Raw genomic sequence first — 19698 nt, 5'->3', positions numbered from 1 at the left:
TGATGGTGTTGTACTAATGCTTTTTATTTCACAAACACCCGCCCGTGCCGCTTGCGCCCGTTCTCCACGACAATCAGCGAATACATCCCGGCCGGCAATGCCTCCGTCGGCTTTACTATCAGCTCTCCCTCGCTCTCAGCGGAGACAACAATCGCACATTCCCGCCCGACGATGTCGTAAAGGGCGATATTTCCCGCATTGCCAGGCGCTTTAACGCGAAATGCCTCACCTGAATGCGATGGATTGGGATATACAGCCAGGTTTTCGTTCGCTTGCATATCGTTCCGGACAGCTATTATCCGTGAAGTTTCAGTCGTTTCGTCGACGTCGGTCTGCACAAGGCGGTAATAATTGATACCTGCCCGTGGGTCTGTATCGACCCATTCGTAGCGCTGCTGATCGCGGGTTGTGCCTTTTGAAGCTACTTTGGTGAGCGTTTGGAAAGTTTTGAGGTCCGTGCTCCGCTGCACCAGGAAGTAGTCCGAGTTTTCCTCCCATGCCGTTTCCCAATCGAGCTTAATAGTATTGGTCTCGTAAATGCCGTTCCAGGAAATCAGGTGCACGGGCAGCGGGTTTTGTTCGACGGAAAATGCACAGTCGGTGCGTCTGCCCGGATCGATGATTTCCAGTACCACCACGCCATGACTGACACCAATCCCCAGAAACCCCTCGCTGCCTGCGGCACCGTGGTTATCCTTAAACCCGACCACGGGCATCGGTGAGCCTTCTCTGAATTCCAGAACGCCCCTGGTTTGCAATAGCATTAGCATCCGATTCCCGCCGCTGGCGCCATCTCTGTACAGCCATTCGAAAATAGCATTCTCAACAGCGTAGCCCAAGGAACCCCCGGTATAGTAGCTTCCGGCCCGTCCCAACAATTCCACGCAATTGGTCCCAAAAGCCGCCAGGATCCTTTCAATTCCGGTACTTCCGTCCGGGCCGATAGAAGTGAAAATTTTGGTTGAATCCACAAAAAACGCCTGTTTCGCGGCAATATCGCATAAGGTTGTCTCCACACCTTCCAGCGGCTTACCGAGAACGGGCCCGTTGCCATAGTCGAAACCTGCTCTGGCCGTTCTTTCCCCATTGATAATGTACAAGGCACGTTGCGCCGGGGTAAAGGAATCGTAACCTGCCGGAAGCGAAAAGATTCCCAGGGAATTGGCTGGAAAACCGAAAGCGGCCTCCTCGAACCGCCGGCCCTTATTAAATGCGGCGATGACCTGTGCATTCGAAGAAAACAAAGCAAATCCCGTGTTAGTACTCGTTTCCTGGGGCCTGGAAAGCACAACGAGATTTATCAGTCTGGTAGGTGAGTCGTTCACAGCCTGGGCCAGTGAAATCGTTGCGGACAGCGAGAATAGCAGCGTCGCTATCGAGGCCATCGAACGTTGCAGAAGTAATATTAAAGTGGGCATAGGGTGTCGGGGCGTTTGTTTTACATTGAAATCAGCACGTAAAACAACCACAACGGCAAGGGTGCTACAATAGCAAATATTTGCTATCCATCACATCTCCCTCACCGACCATTCCTGAACCGCCACGATCACCGGTTGCAACAACCGTCCTCTCTCGGTGAGGCTATATTCGACCGTCGGCGGCACAGTGGCGTATGCCTGCCGATGCACCAGCCCTTTCGATTCAAGGAGTTTCAATTCTTTCACCAACATGCGTGTATTAATCCCCGTTACAGCGCGTTCGAGCTGCTTGAACCGCAGGGTGCCTGCCATGAGGTTGTTGATGATCGACATCGTCCATTTGCCCGAAAGCAGATCCATCGCGGCCTGGAACGGACATTCATCGGCTTGTAATTCTGCTTTTTCTTTGATCATAACAATCTGTAAACCAACAAAGCTTTACTTTTTAACCCTAAGTAACAAAAGGATAACTACTTGCAAAAGTAAACGGATGCGGGCAACTTCGCACGAACCAAACCATCTTGTTATGCAGCTCACAACCATTAGAAACCGGATCCGGACGGAATTTGAAAGCGTGCGCGAGGTCGAAGCGAATGGCGACTTTTTTTTCATGTACCGTGAGGAAGAGAAGTTCCCATTTGCCACCATCGTCACAAGCGACAATGATTTCGACAGCGTGTCCAACCTCGATCGCGACGGCTTTTACCGACTCAACATTGGTATCGACAAACCCATTTTTCAGCATTTGTTCGGCTCGATACCCTCAAAACCGGGAATCGGCGGGTATACCGGTTCCGGCATCGATTTTACCCGGGAGGACACATTATTTCCGCATCCTTTTTACGGGACAATGTACTGGGTAAGCATTGTGAATCCCTCAGAAGGCAGCTATCCGCAGCTGAAAGGGTTTCTGGACTATGCCTATGGGAAGGCCAAGGCGAGTTATGAGAAGGCGAATCCTGCTCCCTGATTATTCAAAAAGATTACTCAACTATCAAAACGTTTTACTCAACATGCTTTACTGCAAGATGCGCCGATCGGAGCGCGCTCGTACTCAATGTCTCCATTTCTCCAAGTTATTCCTTTTGATTTGCATTTTTTGCAATCTGTCCTTCTTTGCGGCTGCCAGCATACCCGACCATGACGCTTTAAGCATCGACCCAATCAAGTTCTCATTTGAAACGACGACGAATCAGGTGAAGCTGAATGAAGAGATGGAAATCGTTGTCAAGGCACAACTGCTTCCGGTCAATGAAAGCATCATGTTTGTTTTCAAAGAAAGTTATGCTTTTCGCATTAAAATCGTCTTGCCGGATGGCTTCGTCCAAACCGGGGGAAATTATTCCGATTTTGTTGGAACGACGTTAACCGCCAGTAATCCTTCGGTTATTTATCAGCTGAAAGGGAAGTTTACCTCACAGGTTCCTTCCGGCAAATTCATATTGCTGCGTGGGAGCGACAAGGCCAACAATTCCAGTCAGCTGGTCTACGTCGAAAGCCTACCGTTCTCGATAAAGGCTGCCTCGGATCAGCGCGACTCGAAAAGGGAGATGTTCACCATGCAACTGAACCCGCAACGCGTACCTTACGTAAGAATGGACAGCCTAAGAGAAGGTTGGGGCGAGGAAGAAGATGTCGTGGAGATCGTCCACGGCCCAAAAAGCGGCAAGTTCCTTTATGATTCATTGAATACCGATCCCGATGACGGCGCGTTGGTAGTGATTGCGAGAAATAGCCGGCATTATGTGAGAGCCATCGACCGGTTTATCGATGTCCGCTGGTTCGGTACCGTTGGTGACGGCGTTGCCGACGATACCCAAGCACTTAATGCGGCAGCGATCGCGGCCAAAAAACTTGGCAAAACCTTGTACCTGCCCAAAGAACAGTATCGCGTCAATAGCAAAGTAACGTTTTACACCGACGTAGAGTCAAAGGCTACTATCCTGATGAATAAATCCACCTCAGCGATTAGTATTGCGCGTACTGAACCCGTGGATACATTAGATCACACTAATCCTGGCGGACTTACCAAGGGCAGTCGTAAACTCGGTATTACCGGTTTCAAAGGGGCCACTGTGCTTCTACGCAGTACGGCCGAGGTAATGATCAATCGCTTCGGGGATGGCGTCGCCGTCAGCCCCTACTACAAGCGGCAACTGATTCATTTGCTGGATGACGAGGGGAATTTCGATGCCCCTTTGCAGGAAACCTATACGGACATTGCGCATTTGGAAATCCGCGTATTTCCGGAAGAAAAACCCATCACTATCAATGGGTTGAACATCGAGGCAGAATCTATCTTTTATGGACAGACACCCCTTAGCACCACACGAAGTCATGTTACGATGAACGGTCTCCGGCTTGTCAATAAAGATCAGCCCCACAAGGGATACATTGGAGTAACCGTCCAAAACGGATATAATATCACTTTCAACGATTGTCATGTAAGTGGCTTCAACGACGATGGGAACGGTGGAAGTCAGGCGAGGCTCGGCTATGGTTTCAATCTGACGGATGTCTACGATGTCAAATTTAACCGATGTCATATCGACGAATGCAAACATACGATTATGGCCGCTTATGCAACCGAAGTGTTTATTGACGACTGTATTCTTCATGGTGCGGACGATGTCGGAACTACGGTGTTTCTGCAACCGCTGGACGCCCACTGGTGCCATGGGATGAAAGTCACTAACAGCAGGATTTACAGCAAAAACGGATCGACCACCGGTGTGAGCGTCGCAGGCGGGGATATCGAAATCAGAAACTGCAAGATTTACAATTGCTGGTCAATCAGTAGCATGTCTGCAACCACTCCGGAAATACGCGGTTCGTGGATTGCCGAGGACAACTACATTGAGATTTCCCAGGGTGCCGCCAACCCTAACCTTCTTGGTGCCTTTTCGAGCGGATTGGCTTACGGAAACACATTTACCAGGGCGCTGGAACATCCCAAATTTGTCTCCATCAAAAATAATCGCATGGTCAATCCGAACCTTGACAAACAATTGATTATCTATCGCGGCATCACAAGTATTTTCGAAAATGGCAAATACATTACCGAACGACTGGAAATAGCCAATAATGTGGCGATCTCCGGTGGCAACCCGACTAGTGTCACTACCGCGGCTTATCTTGCTGTCCGCAAGGAAAATATATCCGTAACCAGGAAACCCATTATTTTGATTGTTGACCAACCGTTCCGGCCCCAGGGGTTCGACTCCGTCGCTACGATCAGAATTGCCTCTCGTGAAAAATCGAAAATGTCCGCCGACTCGGTATTTGACTACGAGGTTACCGTTCGGAACAGTACCGGCTTTTCCACGCAGGTGGATGCGGACGCCTGTTGGAAGTTTGCGTTGGAAAATGTGGACCTTTTATCCACGAATGGCGCCAGCACGAGCGGCGGAGCGAAATCGTTCTTTTATCAAATCTATAATTGTTCAATTGGAAGAAACTTGCCCTCCGGATATAGCTCTGCAATACTGAATGCAGGTTCGGCGCCATGGATGCTTTTTAACAGCATTGTCTACTCGAACCTGCAATTGAGAACCGGGGCAGGCTCGCTCGGGCCGGCCCAAATCACTACTTTTGACGACGGTATTGTCGTTAGTAAAGGAAATGTGGTTTTGAATGGAGCCCGGCCAGTGCTATTCAAGACAGACAATTATGTCAATCTCACCTACTTTGCTCCGTCTGTGAACTGAGGTTGCCACTCCTGATTTATTTCCTATTTTTATAAATAAATCAAACCCCGCTCTATCATGAACACATCCACTGAAACACAGCAGCTTACCCCGTCTCGCATTATAGAGACGGCGATGGCGTTTTTTGCTTCCAAAACGCTTTTGAGCGCCGTCAAACTCGGCGTTTTTACCACGCTTTCCGGCAAATCGTTGTCGGGTAGCGAGGTGCAGGCCGCATTAAAACTCCATGACCGGGGCGTTTATGATTTCCTGGATGCGTTGGTAGCGCTCGGGTTTCTCAACCGGGAAGGTTTGCTCGAAACCGCCCGCTATTCCAATGCGCCCGAAAGCGATGTGTTTCTCGACAAGAACAAGCCTTCCTACATCGGCGGGTTTGTGGAGATGGCGAATGATCGGTTGTACCCTTTTTGGGGTTCGCTGGAAGAGGCTTTACTGACCGGCCAGCCGCAGAACGAGATCAAGCAAACAGGCAGCTCGATGTTCAAAGAGCTTTATGCGAAGCCCGAGCGGCTGAAACAGTTTATCGACGCGATGTCGGGCATCTCCATCGGCAATTTTATGGCCCTCGCCCGGAAGTTTGATTTTTCCACCTACTCGACCTTGTGCGATATCGGCGGTGCGGCCGGGATATTATCGGTGGAGGTGGCGAAGCAACACGGCAATATGTCCTGTACTTCGGCCGATCTGCCGGCTGTGGAGCCTATTGCGAAGGATTACATCGCGTCCAAAGGGATGAGCGGGCGTGTAAAAACGGTAAATATCGATTTCTTCACCGACGAGTTCCCGAAAGCGGATATCATTACCATGGGCATGATCCTGCACGACTGGGATTTGCCCAATAAAAAGATGCTGATCCGGAAAGCTTACGACGCATTGCCGGAAGGAGGCGCTTTCATCGCCATCGAAGCGCTGATCGACGACGACCGCCGGAAAAACGCATTCGGCCTAATGATGTCCCTCAATATGCTGATCGAGTTCGGGGTTGCATTCGATTTCACCGGTGCGGATTTTGAAAAATGGACCCGGGAAGCCGGTTTCCGCAGGTTCGAGGTGATTCCGCTCGCGGGGCCGTCCAGCGCTGCGATTGCTTACAAATAGCCACAATAGAAAATCCCGGCCGCACTGGCCGGGATTTTAATGTAATAGCCTAACGGCGGTTATCGTCCGCTTTCTCTTTCAACTTCTTGGCTTCGTCTTTGGTGGCGTCGTATGCCTTTTCAGCCCCATCTCCTACCTTTTTGGCGCCTTTTTTCACACCTTTTTTGGTTGCTTTATAAGCCTTTTCCGAGCCGTCCGCTACCTTTTCGGCACCTTCTTCGGCCTTGTCACCTACCTTTTTAGCGTCTTTTTTAATTTCCTTTCCGGCTTTTCGTCCGGCCTCCTTGGTTTCCTGTGCGGCCTGGTCGGCTTTGGATTTGGCATCATCCTGCGCGTAAGCGAAGGACGATACAATGGCGAATGAGACTAAAAATGCGAGCTTCTTCATGATTTTCAAGTTTATTGGTTTTCAGCCTGCTGGCCGACACGTTTGAACAAAAACCATTCCCGAAGCTTCCCTTTCAAGACAATTCCGTTAAAAAAGTCACCGCGTGGCCAACGTATCCCGCGACCGTTAACTAATAAATTCATAGCAATACGATTAATTTCTACTACAAATTCACTTACCTATCAAAATTAGTTCGAATCGCATTCCACTAATCGAAAATCACTTTCTATTCAACAACCGCAAAAATGACTTTCAAAGAACGCCTCAGTAACCTTGCCGGCAACCCGGACATTCTCATCGTCATCACCGACCAGGAAAGAGCCACGCAGCATTTTCCGGACAACTGGGAACAGGACAATCTTAAAACCCTTACATTCCTGAAAAAGAACGGTTTCAGCTTCGACAGGGCATTCTGTAACACCTGCATGTGCTCGCCCAGCCGCTCGACGCTCCTCACCGGACTCTACCCTGCCCAACACCATGTGACACAAACCCTTACCGAAGGCGGCAGGTATTCCCCGGCCGAAATCGAGCTGGATAATACGCTGCCCAACATTGCCCGGATGCTTTTTGATCAGGGTTACGACGTTCAGTACCGCGGCAAATGGCACGTGAGCAAGGGATCGGAGGGTGGCAGTCCGGCGGCTTCCGATATTGCGATGTACGGTTTCAGGGGTTGGATCGCGCCGGATGCGGGCGAGGACACTGCTCCCGAGAATTTCGGCGGCGGCTTTGCCAACCACGACAAGGCCTATGTACAGCAAGCGATCGCTTACCTGCAAACGGTGCGCGAAAGAAGGCAAAAGGGTGATAAACAGCCCTATTGCCTGGTGGTATCGCTCGTCAATCCGCATGATGTGCTTTGTTATCCCAAAGGTTTCAACTACGGGTATGGCAACGACTTCCTCAATGGTCCTATCCAGCTTCCCGCGACGGTGAATGAAGACCTCGCCACCAATGGCAAGCCTTCCGCGCAGGCGCAGGTGAAGGCTACGGGCGCATTGAGCCTGGGCCCGCTGCATTCGTCCGAAAAGCAAACCAATTACATTAATTTCTACGGAAACCTGCTGCGTGTTGTCGATACGGAGATCGGCTTTCTGATCAAGGAATTGTACCAGGAGACGGAAGGTACCAAACTGGCCGACCAGGCGCTGGTGATCCGCCTCGCCGACCACGGCGAAATGGGTATGGCGCACGGCGGAATGCGGCAAAAAGCATTCGTTGCCTACGAAGAAGCGACGCGGATTCCGATGGTTATTTCAAACCCGGTGCTTTTCCCGGAAAACGCCGATCTTAAATCGACCGAAAACCTGGCTTCGCTGATCGACATCCTCCCGACGATCGCCAGCATAGCCGGCGCCACGGCACCGCAGGGCATCAGGGGCACCAGCCTCGTACCGCTGTTCGAAGCCGATGAGCCGGTGCAGGATGCGATCCTTTTCACATTCGACGATACCAAAGCCAGCGCCGCCAACAAGCCGAGCGTGGTGAAAGCGGCCAACCGCATCCGCGCCGTCCGTACCAAAGACTGGAAATACACGCACTACTTCGATGCCCTCGGCGGCTATCCCGATGAATACGAACTGTACGATCTCCGCCAGCCCGACGCAACGGAATACGAAAACCTGGCCCACAAGCCCGAATTCGCTGGTATAAGAAAGAAAATGGCGCTACTGCTCGAAGAACAGGTCCGGCAAAAGCTGCTACTCAATCCCGAGCCGTTCGATAAGGAGGCGTATTTGGAGTGGTATGAGCGGCAGGGGTGAGCGTTGATGATGGCCGACGGCCGACCGCCGACCGCCGACGACCGACCGCCGATGGCATTAACTTGACGGTTAGCAGTGCCCCGGAGGGGCATCCTGTTTGTAGCCAAAGGGTTGTGCACATCGTTCCCGGGCTCCGTAGGGAGCCTCCTGGCCAACGTCTAAGGACACCCCTCCGGTCGGCGGTCGGCGGTCGGCGGTCGGCGGTCGGCGAGGGCGGACATTCCAGCCGCCAAAACGTTCACTTCCGAACAGAAAACATCATCAAAAGCGCTCTAAATCAATCACTTAACAAACAGGAACGAATTTTGCACGGGGGCGGTAAACCCAATCCTGCCCCCGATGCTCAAAAACTATCTCAAACTGGCTTTTCGTAACCTGGTTAAAGACAAATTTTACAGCCTGATCAACATCCTCGGGCTCACAATTGGTGTTACCTGCGGCATGCTGCTATTTCTGTACGTGGTCGATGAGCTGAGCTACGACCGCTACCACGACAAGGCATCCCGGATCTACCGCATTGTTTCCTACATCCGCGAGCCCGACAAAGTCAATAAGTGGGTGAGTACGCAGCCGCCGCTGGTCAAAACGTTGAAACAGGATTACCCGTTTGTGGAGAACTACGCCCGGTTCTTCCCGAATGGCCGGATGGCGTTCCGGCAGGGCGAACGCCGGTTTTACGAGGAGGATATTTTCTCCGTCGATTCCACAGTGTTCGACGTTTTTACCTACAAATTCATAGAGGGTAACGGCACGGCCTTGCACCAGCCAGGGAGCATTGTACTTACCAAACGGGTGGCTGAGCGATTTTTCGGCAAATCCCCTGCCCTCGGCCAGGTATTGCAGACCAACGATTCCACTTCCTACAAAGTCACCGGCGTAATTGAGGACGTGCCCAAAAATTCGCATTTCACATTCAATGGATTGATTTCCCTGAACTCCTTCCAGCGCAATGCCGACGGCTGGGGCGGCTTTTACATCAACAGCTATTTGTTGTTGTCTAAAAACGCCGACCTGAATAAGCTGGAAGCGGGCTTTCCCGGGCTTTACGAGAAATATATGTCCGGCATTTTCAAACGAATGGGCATTCACATTACCTACCAGATGCAGCCGCTCACGCGCATTCACCTGCATTCCAAATTCGACGGAGAGTCGAATGGCGACATCGGTTATGTGTACACGTTCAGCGCGGTGGCGTTTTTCATGCTGCTGATCGCGAGTATCAACTATATGAACCTCGCGACCGCGCAGTCGGCCAGGCGTGCGAAGGAAGTGGGTTTGCGTAAAGTAATGGGTTCGCTCAAAGGCGCGCTCGTCCGCCAGTTCCTCACCGAATCTATCCTGATCACACTCATTTCACTGGTAATCAGCCTCATTCTCGTAGCATTACTGCTTCCGTTTTTCAATAATGTAGCCGGCAAAGCGATCAGCTATATGCAGTTGCTGAGCCCGCAATTTGTGCTCATCGGACTGGCAGTGGTGGTATTCACCGGACTCGTCAGCGGCAGTTACCCCGCATTCTACCTGTCGTCGTTCGAGCCTGCGAGTGTATTAAAAGGCACATTCAAGGCGCGGGGCGGCGGATTTTTCAGGAAAGCACTGGTGGTAACGCAGTTCTCCATCTCGCTGATCATGCTCATTTGTACCTGGATCGTCTACCAACAGCTCAATTACATGCGCAACAAGGACATGGGTTATGACCGCGAGCAGGTGCTGACGATCGACTACCAGGACGGCCAGCCGAAGGACAAATACAATGCACTCAGAAAAGCGCTGCTTGATAATCCGAACATCCAGAGCGTAGCCACGGCATCTGCGCCGGTGAGCAACATTGGCGGCAGGGTCATTTTCACGGTAGAGTCCAACGCCGGAATGAAAGAAATGGCTTTCAAACCTACCGCGATCGATCACGACTACCTCAACACCATGGGTATGAAGCTGATAGCCGGCCGGAATTTCTCGAACGACCTGCCTGCTGATACCGCCAACAGTGTGCTGATCAACGAGGCGGCCATGAAACGCATGAACTGGAAAGAACCGATCGGCAAGAAGATTATGCTCGGTACCGTACCGGCCGATGGCAAGAACCCGCCGCCTACCGCGCACGTCGCGGGCGTAGTGCGCGATTTTCACCAGCAATCGCTGTACAATCCTATCGAGCCGCTGATTATGATCTATCGCAGGGGCAACGGGGTAATCCATGTGAAGATCAAAACACAGAATACCGCCGAAACGATCGCATTCATCAATCAGAAATGGCAGCAGACCTATCCCGACAAGCTGTTCGAATACCGCTTCCTGGACCAGGATTTTGAAACCGCCTACCACGCCGACGAGCTCCGCGGCAAAATATGCACGACATTCTCGGCCCTCACGATCCTGATCGCGTGCCTCGGTTTGTTTGGCCTCGCCACATTCACCACCGAGCAGCGCGTGAAAGAAATCGGCGTACGGAAAGTATTGGGCGGCTCGGCGGCCAGCGTGGTATTGCTGTTATCCAAAGACTTCACCCGCCTTGTGCTGTTCTCGTTTCCCATCGCCATACCGGTCGCCTGGTTCGCGATGGACAAATGGCTGCAAAGTTTTCCTTACAAGGCCAATATGAGCGTCTGGATTTTCATCGCGTCGTGTGTGGCTACCTTGCTGATATGCTGGCTGACAGTCATTTATCAGTCCCTCAAAGCGGCATTAGCCAACCCGGTAAAATCGCTGCGTTCGGAATGAATGCTTTTTGTAATACTATTTCAAACCTAATTCCAAGGTAATCTGTTGGTGACTCAATAGGGCATTGAAAGCAATGCGGCAAATGGGCATCCCTCTTTTGGCATCAACAGATTATGAAAAAAAGTAAATCGGCATGGCTGGCGGCGTTGCTGGCGGCCTCCCTCTCGTCCTGCAAAGTAAGTGTACCGGCGGAACACGATGGAAAAGCGGCTTACAATGACCTGACGGTACGCGGCGGTGATTCTGCGGCGGTAGCTGCACGGTACATTGGTTTGGACAACACAATCAATTTCAGGGACCTCGGCGGGTTGAAAACGAAAGACGGCAGAACCGTCCGCAAAGGCTTCATTTACCGTTCGGATAACCTTTCGAAGCTGGAAACCGATGATTTCGGCGCATTCAATGCATTGCGCATCGCTACCGTGTTCGACCTGCGTACCGACCATGAAATTGAAGGAAAGGAAGATCGTTTGCCTGCGAACGTGCGCTATATGCACACGCCGGTGGTGCAGGATAATGCAGGAGAAATAAAGGGGCTCAAAAAGAGGGTGCTCAACGGCGAGATTACCGAACAGGAAGCGAGGGACATGACTGCCAAGTTTTATGCCGACGCCGTGACGGTCAACATCGGTAATGTCAAAAGCATTTTAAAACAGATTACCGCCTCCGACCAACCCGTACTGTACCATTGTTCGGCAGGAAAAGACCGCACTGGCATCGTATCCGCATTGATCCTTTCGATTTTAAATGTAGACCGGCAGGTAATCGTGGACGACTTCATGGTTTCCAACTACTACCGCCGCGACCGCGCCGAAAAAACACTCGGCAAAGCCAAACTCGGCCGCATTATCAAGCCAAAACTGAATATGGACGCCATTGAAATCCTCTCGACGGTCGACGAAAGTTTCATTAATGCGACATTCAATGCAATCGACAGTACTTACGGCGGCATGGAGCCATTCATTGAAAACGAATTGGGCATCGATAAAATAGCCCGCCGGGCACTGATTGAGAAACTGACGGAATAAAAATCCGAAAAAGGGCTAATACGCCTCGTATTCCAGAAGCTCTGCCGCAAAACCCGTCCTTGTGCGTTTCGTCACCCAGCCTTGCGCGTTGTATTCGTACGCATACGACGCGGAAGTGATGTCGGAAGTAAGGTGGTTGGTTACCGTGAAGTCGACGACGTTATTGTTGCTCGCCGGCATGGTCAGATAGCCTTCCGGGTAGAAGCTGAGCATATTCCTTTTGTCGTCGAAAGTGAGGTGCGCGGTGGTGGTAGTGAGCTCGTCGCTGGCATTGTAGTGCCTGATTTCGGCAATCTGGCCCGCAGAATTGAAGGTATAAGCGTCTGTTCCGCGGAAAAGAGAGCCATTGTCCCAGAATTTCACCTCCACCACATTGGCCGACGGATAGGTAAAATACCAGATGCCCGATGTGCACGTAGGCCCGCCCACGCAATACTTCCTGATCCTTTCGATTTTGCCGTCGGCTGCCCGCTGCACTTCATGACCGAGGTCGTTGAGCGGCGCCGGGAAGTTTTCTACGGCATTTGCGAGCCGGTTGTCGGCTGTGAAGCCGGTGAATGCTACATCGAATGGCGTGATCATCACCGCGGGTTCGAAAATCTCGGTGGCAAGCCGGTTCATCACGTCGTGCGTGTAACGGTAAACGCCATAGCCAACCCGCTCGCGCTTAACGATCCTGACGTTCTCTGTGGGCATGCCGTGGTCTTCGAGCGTACAGCCGGCCACGCTCGCCAGCAAAAGGGCAGTGATATAAAATACTCGGTACTTCATGATTTCCGGCTTTTTAGGTGCAGCCGTTAATTTATGGAATACCTCGAAGCGCTTTTAGCGTAAAATTACGGGTATATTTATTTTCCGGGGCCGTTTGTTGAGCCATGTTCCTTTAAGTCAGAATGTCCGGAGCGTACCGGTGTGTGGCATATGCTTTTTGTATATATTGGGTACAAATCCTTTGCACCCGTTTCATGACGTCTCCTCACGCTAAAATCCGCTTTATTGCCATTGATGATAACCCTTTCGACCTGCTCTTTTTGAGCGAAATGGTGAAGGCTTACCCGTTTCTCGAAAACTGCGGCACATTCACCAACCCGCTCGAAGGTTACGAAGCGCAGCAGTACATTCAACCCGACCTCGTGTTCCTCGACATTGAAATGCCCGCATTCACCGGCATCGAGCTGTTGCGCAAGTTCAGGGAAGAGGTACCGATGGCCGTTTTTATCACCTCCCACCCCGATTTCGCGCTCGAAGGCTTCGAATTGTCGGCGCTGGATTACGTCCTCAAACCAATCATGGAGCAGCGGTTTGCGCTCACAGTGACCCGGATCAGGGAATTTTGGGAAATGAAACAGCAATCGCAGGCGTATGAGGTGCTTTTCGGGCACGACACGATGACGATCAAGGAGGGGCATAATGTAGTAAAGCTTGCGCAACGCGACATTGTTTACCTGGAAGCGATGCAGGATTATACCAAAATCGTCACGCCGGCCAAAAGTTACCTCACGCTTTCGACGCTCTCCTGTTTCATGGAACAGCTCCCCGCCGACCGCTTCATGCGCGTACACAGGAGCTACGCGGTCTCGCTCGCGCAGGTACGCGAGCACAGGCCTGCGGAACTCGTATGCGGAAGCGCCGTGATCCCGATCGGGAAAACCTATCGTTCGGCTGTTTCAAAATTGAAAATGTAGCCGATGGGAAAGCACTTACGATTCCTGTTCGCGCTGGTAGCGTGTGGAGGCGCGGCATTTGCCCAAAGCATTCCCGACCTTTCCGCCTACAAAACTCCCCAAACCAAGCTAAAAAGGCTGGTAACGATCTGCGATTCGCTGACGCTTCATGAGCAACATGCGGCATTGCACGCAGCGGCGCAATACGGCATTCGGATCACCCCTCCTGCCGACCTGAAACGGCTTGCCTATTTCCATTACCGGCTCGGGTATGCACTGGAAACCACCTCGAAGTCGGATAGCTGCTTCCGAATGCATGAAAAATCGCTGGAATATGCCAAAAAGGCCCGCGATACGCGGCAAACCGTGTTGACGCTCAACAGGCTGCTGTTTTTGTACAACAATGTGGCCGGCTACAAAGGCAAGGCCGACGCTTCGCTGAAAGAAGCCCTGGCGATGATCGATACGCTGCGGAATCCGATGGACAAGATCGAGCTTTACTCGTCCGTACAAAACTATTACAGTACCCGGGGCGAATATGAAAAACAGGTCCGCTACCTGCTTGAATCCATTGAATTCAAGAAAAAACTGATCACGGAAGGCAAGGTGAAGGACCGGGAATATGTGGTGTCCGACCTGATGAACCTCGGCGAGCTGTACATTGAATTGCAGCAGGGCGAGAACGGCGTCCGGTACAGCAAGGAGGCCCGGGGATACATGGTTAGCAATACCGACTATCGCAACCATTATTACAAAGACATGACCGACGCTTACCTGCTGCTGAAACAGCCGGCTATGGCGCGCACTTATTACGACAGCCTTTCGGCCATGCTCGAACCGGGCAATATCCAGCCGCGCCGCAGAAGCAACAAAATCGCCGCCGATCTGGGTTTTACGGATTATTACCTCAATATCAACCAGCCCGACAGTGCCGCGATTTACATTCGCCGCGCTTCCCAACTGGCCGAAAAATGGGCGCCCGACTACCTGCTCTCACAGGTGCGCTACATGCAGGGGAGCGTATATTACGCGCAAGGCCGGTATCAGGAAGCATTGCCGATACTCGTGGAATCGGAGGATATGATCCGGGATTTCGGACAGCAAATGTATGTAGCGCTGCTGCAATCCATTGCCCGGTGCTACGCCGCTGCCGGTGATTGGAAAAAAGCTTACGCGTACTACGACAAATATGCGCCCATGCGGGATTCGCTCTACCTGGAATCGTCCCGGAAGAGCATTGCCGACGCGGAAGCATTGTACCAAAACAAGGAGAAGCAGCGGGAGATACAGATCAAGAACCTGCAAATCGACGAGGCGCAGAAGCAGCGCATCTGGCTGATCTCCGGCCTCGCATTCGTGAGCCTTTCCCTGGTACTGCTAGGTATTATTTACCGGAATAAACGCCGCACGGCCGCATTGCTCGACGAGAAGAACCGCCAGCTCAACCAACTGATCGCCGAGCTGGAAGAAGCCAACCGCACGAAAGCCAAGCTTTTCGGGATCATCAGCCACGACCTGCGTTCGCCGATCAACCAGGTTTATCAATTCCTGAAACTCCAACAGCTGAATCCGGATCTGCTTAATCACGCACAAAAACAGCAGCTCAGCGAAAAGATACAAACCGCCACCGGCTCCCTGCTCGAAACAATGGAAGACCTCCTGCTCTGGTCCAAAACGCAGATGAACCAATTCCAGCCAAGCATCGAAATTGTGCGCCTCGCGCAGGTAACCGACCAATGCCTGGGGCTGCTGCATTTGAATATTGAAGCCAGGCAACTGACCATCGAACAGCGCATTCCGCAGGAAGTATTGGTGGAAACCGATCCTTACTATTTGCAAACGATTCTTCGCAACCTGCTCCAAAATGCCGTAAAAGCAGCCGACGAGCAAAGTATGGTGCGCCTGGACTGGCAGGAAGCGCAGCGCGAGCTGTATATTGAAAACTCCGGACCTGCATTTACACAGGCGCAATATGAAAGTACCCTCGCCCATGCCGACAAGCAAAGCAGTCTTTCGGGCCTCGGGCTGAGGCTGGTAGACGAACTTTCCACCAAATCGGGGCTGGCGGTGCGGTTCGAAAATCCGGCGGATGGGGTTACGCGAACGGTGATAAAATTTATGTGAGTGAAAAAATTGCTTAGTATTGCGTATGAAAAATGCAGGATTATTGGCCTTTCTGGGTGCATTGCTGACCATTTCCGGGTGTATTAAACCGGAAGCGGAAAACATGGAGGCCGATATCCTGACGATGACATTGCCCGATTCCGTCCTCATTTCGCCGCCGTCGCTCACCAATACCACCGTGACGGCGTTCGTCAATTTTTCGAAACTGAATATCAAAGCCGTCGCGCCCGAGTTTACCATTACTGAAGGCGCGGGTATTCAGCCCGCTTCGGGCACGCCGCAGGATTTCTCCAAACCCGTGACCTACACTGTTACTTCCGAGGACGGTCATTGGAAAAAAGACTACCGGGTGAGCCTGCTGCAAAATGTGGCGCCGGACAATTTTATGTTCGAAAACTGGACGGTCAATCCCGATGGCAATTACTACATTCCGTATGAACTCGTGGAAGCCGAGCACCAGAACATCTGGGCGTCCGGCAATAGCGGCTTTTCGCTGATCGCCCCCGAGAAACGGCCGGAAGCCTACCCTACCCAGCGTACTACCGATGCTGTTCAGGGGCAATATGCCGCCTATCTCGAAACCAAATCGACCGGCGCGCTCGGCGCACTGGTAGGCATGCCCATTGCACCGGGTAACCTGTTCCTGGGCAGTTTCGACGGCGCCAAAGCATTGACGGCTCCGCTGGAAGCGACGATTTTTGGCATTCCATTCAACAAAAAACCACTACGGCTGACCGGCTCGTACAAATACATTTCGGGCGGGCCGGTAACCGACAAAACCGGCAAGCCGGTAACGCCTGCCCGGCAGGACCTGTGCGACATTTACGCCGTGATGTTTAGAGCTTCCCCTGAAAAACCCTTCCTCAACGGCGCCAACGTGCTTACCGACCCCAGTGTGGTTGGAATTGCGCAGCTGGCATCCGGCGCGGCCACTCCGGGAACCGGTTACGGGACGTTCAATCTCCCGTTTACCTACAAATCGGAGGTGAATGCGGATGACCTTGCCGCATTTGCCTATAAAATCGTAGTCGTATTCGCTTCCAGCAGGAATGGTGCCATTTTTGAAGGGGCCGTCGGGAGCAAGTTGTATATCGACGACGTGAAGATTGTTACCCAATAGCTTTTCCCGATGATCCCGATGAAACGTCTCCACCTTTTGATCCTTTTACTGGCATTTGCGCTCGATACCGCGGCGCAGAACGGGAAAAAGGTTTCATTTACTGTCCGGGCGGGCCTGTCGATCGGGGCGGCGACGCCTGTGGGGATACCGGCGTCGATACGAAAGATCGAGTCGTATAACCCCGGATTTCAGCCGGGTATCGAAGCAGGATTGGATTACCGCTTTTCACCCAATTTCGGACTAGCTACCGCCATTCGTTTTGAACAAAAAGGCATGACCACGGACGCGCGCGTGAAGGCTTACTATACCACATTTAATGAAGCAGGCAGCGACGGGCATCAATCGGTGACCGGCTATTTCACCGGGCGCGTCAAAACGGAAATCAAAAACAGCTACCTCACGCTTCCCCTGCATTTGACCTATCATCCCAAAAGCGATTTTACGTTCAAGGCGGGCGGGTTTGTGTCCCTGCTGCTCGACAACCGCTTCGCAGGCGACGCGCGCGACGGGTACATACGCAACCAGACGCCCACAGGCGAGCGCGAAGACATCGATGCGGCTTCGTACGACTTTTCGGAGAATGTGCGGCGGATCAATGCAGGCGTGGAAATCGGCGCCGACTATCGCATCAACTCCGGCCTTTTTGTATCGGCAAACCTGAACTATGCATTGACGCCGCTCATGGAGCCCGGCTTCCGGAGTATCGATTTTGGCATGCACAATATTTACCTTAACCTCGGAATCGGCTACCGGTTTCACTGAACGCTATTAAATCATTATGAAATCACAAATTTTGTCCGGCTTGTTGCTCACCGCCCTGTTGTATTCCTGCGCAGGCAGCAAACCAGGCCCGGCTTCGGGCTCCAAGGAAGTTGAAGTAGGAATAGACCTCGTCAATGTGGATGCCGACCGTGTGCGCGTGACCGTAACGCCGCCCGCGCAAACTGACGATATTGCAACCTACAATTTCCCGAAAATCATCCCGGGCACCTACGCCATTGCAGATTACGGCCGGTATGTGCAGGATGTTCAGGCATTCGATAAAAAGGGCAAGGCATTGCAAGTAACCCGCACCGACTCGAATACCGTCACCATTTCGCAGGCGAAGAAGCTGGCGCGCATTTCGTACCTGGTAGGCGACACATTCGATACCGAGGTGGAAAGCGACCCTTTTTCCGAAAACAGCAAAACCATTTTCTCTCCCGCGGGGACCAATATCGAGGCCGGTAAGCATTTCCTGCTCAATATGGCCGGTTTTGTAGGTTATTTTTCGGGACAAACCGAAACGCCTTACCGCATTACTGTCTCACACCCTGAAACGCTCTACGGCACAACGGCGCTCACCGATACCGACAACGACGCTCGTAAAGACGTGTTCCAGATCCCGCGTTACCCCGACGTGATCGACAACCCGGTCATGTACGCCGCACCGGATACATTTTCTTTCAAAGTCGATGGAATGGAGGTATTGCTCGGCATTTACTCGCAAAGCGGGAAAACGCATGCTTCCGCATTGAAACCCGACCTGGAAAAGATGATGCGCGCGCAGAAGAAATTTTTGGGCAAAATTAATGACACACCCAAATACGCCGTGCTGACCTACATATCGTCCGGCGCGAATAACGATGCCAAGGGCATTGGCGCCTTGGAGCACAATGCCTCCACGACGGCGGTTTTCAGGGAGCCCATGAAAAGCAAGGACCTGATCCACGTCATCAGTCACGAGTTTTTCCATACCATTGCCCCGTTGAAAGTGCATTCGAAGGAAATCCATTATTTCGATTTCAATGCACCCAAAATGAGCCAGCATTTATGGTTTTACGAAGGCGTTACCGAGTATTTCTCCAACCTTTTCCAGGTAAACCAGGGGCTCATCGGCGCGGATGCCTTCTATGATCTGATGGCTAAAAAAGTGGAACAATCGCAGTCGTATTCCGACAGCCTGTCGTTCACCGAAATGAGCCGTAACATCCTCGACCCCAAGCTGAAACCGCAATACCCGAATGTGTACGAAAAAGGTGCACTCATTGCGATGTGCCTCGATATCGTGATCCGCGAGAAAACGCAGGGCCAGCGCGGCCTGCTCTGGCTCATGGGCGAGCTGTCGCAGAAATACGGCCCGCAAAAGCCTTTCGACGACGCCGAGCTGATCCCGGTCATCACGCAGATAGCCGGTCCCGAAGCGGGTGCCTTCCTCGATAAACACGTGGTCATGGGCGAACCGATCCGTTATGAGGACTTTGTAGGCAAAGTAGGCCTTAAAAAACAGACCATACCTTTCCCCGAACCGATCGTTTTCCTTCGTAACGACGTCATTTACATCAAACCCGACACCTCGCGTACACACGTACTCGCGCACATGGCCGACGACCAGAACGCATTTTACAAAAGCCTGGGCATTCAGGACAACGACATTTTCGTGGAATTCAACGGCATAGCCGTCGATCCGAAAAACATCATGGCGCTCGTGTACCTCGGCTACGACCTTGATGAGGGCAGCCCTATTACTGTGAAAGTTAACCGTAATGGCCAGGATATGGAGCTGAAAGGCACCGTCAAACTGAATTACAAAGACGGCGACGGCTTCCGTTTCGCCGACGATTCCAAAAAGGCGCTGAACGAGGCCTGGCTGAAAAACTAGGCATTAACCGGCCATTAAACTAT

At 52.1% G+C, this 19698-nt stretch carries 15 protein-coding genes; 11 read left to right on the top strand and 4 right to left on the bottom strand.

Annotation, left to right across the window (positions count from 1 at the left end; genetic code table 11):
- Window positions 1-23: 23 nt before the first annotated feature.
- Window positions 24-1418: a T9SS type A sorting domain-containing protein gene (locus BLQ88_RS22195; protein ID WP_143016906.1), complete on the bottom strand. Its 1395-nt coding sequence runs from the start codon at window positions 1416-1418 to the stop codon at window positions 24-26.
- A gap of 90 nt (window positions 1419-1508) precedes the next feature.
- A complete protein-coding gene (locus BLQ88_RS22190; RefSeq protein ID WP_090154552.1) occupies window positions 1509-1832 on the bottom strand; it encodes a winged helix-turn-helix transcriptional regulator in 324 nt (107 codons plus the stop codon).
- A gap of 112 nt (window positions 1833-1944) precedes the next feature.
- Here BLQ88_RS22190 and BLQ88_RS22185 point away from each other — a divergent pair, with 112 nt between their 5' ends.
- The 3 genes from BLQ88_RS22185 (at window position 1945) to BLQ88_RS22175 (ending at window position 6223) form a co-directional block, all read left to right on the top strand.
- On the top strand, window positions 1945-2388 hold the full coding sequence (locus BLQ88_RS22185) for a DUF6194 family protein (RefSeq protein WP_090154550.1): 444 nt from the start codon (window positions 1945-1947) through the stop codon (window positions 2386-2388).
- A 244-nt stretch (window positions 2389-2632) separates the two neighbouring features.
- Window positions 2633-5125 carry a right-handed parallel beta-helix repeat-containing protein gene (locus BLQ88_RS22180; RefSeq protein WP_176885064.1) on the top strand — a complete coding sequence of 831 codons (2493 nt, stop codon included), beginning with the start codon at window positions 2633-2635 and terminating at the stop codon, window positions 5123-5125.
- A gap of 57 nt (window positions 5126-5182) precedes the next feature.
- On the top strand, window positions 5183-6223 hold the full coding sequence (locus BLQ88_RS22175; RefSeq protein WP_090154547.1) for a methyltransferase: 1041 nt from the start codon (window positions 5183-5185) through the stop codon (window positions 6221-6223).
- Between the two features lie 49 nt (window positions 6224-6272).
- Here BLQ88_RS22175 and BLQ88_RS22170 read toward each other — a convergent pair whose 3' ends face one another.
- Window positions 6273-6611, bottom strand: coding sequence for a hypothetical protein (locus BLQ88_RS22170; RefSeq protein WP_143016905.1), 339 nt, complete (start codon window positions 6609-6611; stop codon window positions 6273-6275).
- A 245-nt stretch (window positions 6612-6856) separates the two neighbouring features.
- Between BLQ88_RS22170 and BLQ88_RS22165 the strand changes: the two genes are divergently transcribed.
- The 3 genes from BLQ88_RS22165 to BLQ88_RS22155 all read left to right on the top strand — a co-directional run bounded on the left by BLQ88_RS22165 (window position 6857) and on the right by BLQ88_RS22155 (window position 12126).
- Window positions 6857-8377 carry a sulfatase family protein gene (locus BLQ88_RS22165; protein WP_090154543.1) on the top strand — a complete coding sequence of 507 codons (1521 nt, stop codon included), beginning with the start codon at window positions 6857-6859 and terminating at the stop codon, window positions 8375-8377.
- A gap of 339 nt (window positions 8378-8716) precedes the next feature.
- The gene (locus tag BLQ88_RS22160; protein WP_090154541.1) at window positions 8717-11098 is read left to right on the top strand and encodes an ABC transporter permease; all 2382 of its coding nucleotides are present in this window, start codon (window positions 8717-8719) and stop codon (window positions 11096-11098) included.
- A 113-nt stretch (window positions 11099-11211) separates the two neighbouring features.
- Entirely contained in the window at window positions 11212-12126 is a 915-nt protein-coding gene (locus BLQ88_RS22155; RefSeq protein ID WP_090154539.1) for a tyrosine-protein phosphatase, read from the top strand.
- 15 nt (window positions 12127-12141) lie between these two features.
- On the opposite strand, the gene BLQ88_RS22150 is transcribed toward BLQ88_RS22155, so the two are convergent.
- Entirely contained in the window at window positions 12142-12897 is a 756-nt protein-coding gene (locus BLQ88_RS22150) for a hypothetical protein (protein ID WP_090154537.1), read from the bottom strand.
- 194 nt (window positions 12898-13091) lie between these two features.
- Between BLQ88_RS22150 and BLQ88_RS22145 the strand changes: the two genes are divergently transcribed.
- The 5 genes from BLQ88_RS22145 to BLQ88_RS22125 are packed head-to-tail and all read left to right on the top strand — an operon-like array spanning window position 13092 to window position 19675.
- Window positions 13092-13811, top strand: a complete 720-nt coding sequence (locus tag BLQ88_RS22145; RefSeq protein WP_176885063.1) for a LytR/AlgR family response regulator transcription factor — start codon at window positions 13092-13094, stop codon at window positions 13809-13811.
- Between the two features lie 3 nt (window positions 13812-13814).
- Window positions 13815-15914, top strand: a complete 2100-nt coding sequence (locus BLQ88_RS22140; protein ID WP_090154533.1) for a sensor histidine kinase — start codon at window positions 13815-13817, stop codon at window positions 15912-15914.
- Between the two features lie 25 nt (window positions 15915-15939).
- Complete coding sequence (locus BLQ88_RS22135) at window positions 15940-17034, top strand: PCMD domain-containing protein (RefSeq protein WP_090154531.1); 1095 nt, start codon at window positions 15940-15942, stop codon at window positions 17032-17034.
- Between the two features lie 18 nt (window positions 17035-17052).
- Window positions 17053-17796, top strand: coding sequence for a porin family protein (locus BLQ88_RS22130; RefSeq protein WP_176885062.1), 744 nt, complete (start codon window positions 17053-17055; stop codon window positions 17794-17796).
- A gap of 16 nt (window positions 17797-17812) precedes the next feature.
- Window positions 17813-19675, top strand: coding sequence for a M61 family metallopeptidase (locus BLQ88_RS22125; protein ID WP_090154527.1), 1863 nt, complete (start codon window positions 17813-17815; stop codon window positions 19673-19675).
- The last annotated feature ends 23 nt before the right edge of the window (window positions 19676-19698 follow it).

Origin of the sequence: Dyadobacter soli (assembly GCF_900101885.1) — a bacterium.
Lineage (GTDB): Bacteria > Bacteroidota > Bacteroidia > Cytophagales > Spirosomataceae > Dyadobacter > Dyadobacter soli.
Note: the sequence above shows the minus strand (reverse complement) of the source record. Positions and strands in the feature narration are given on the sequence as shown.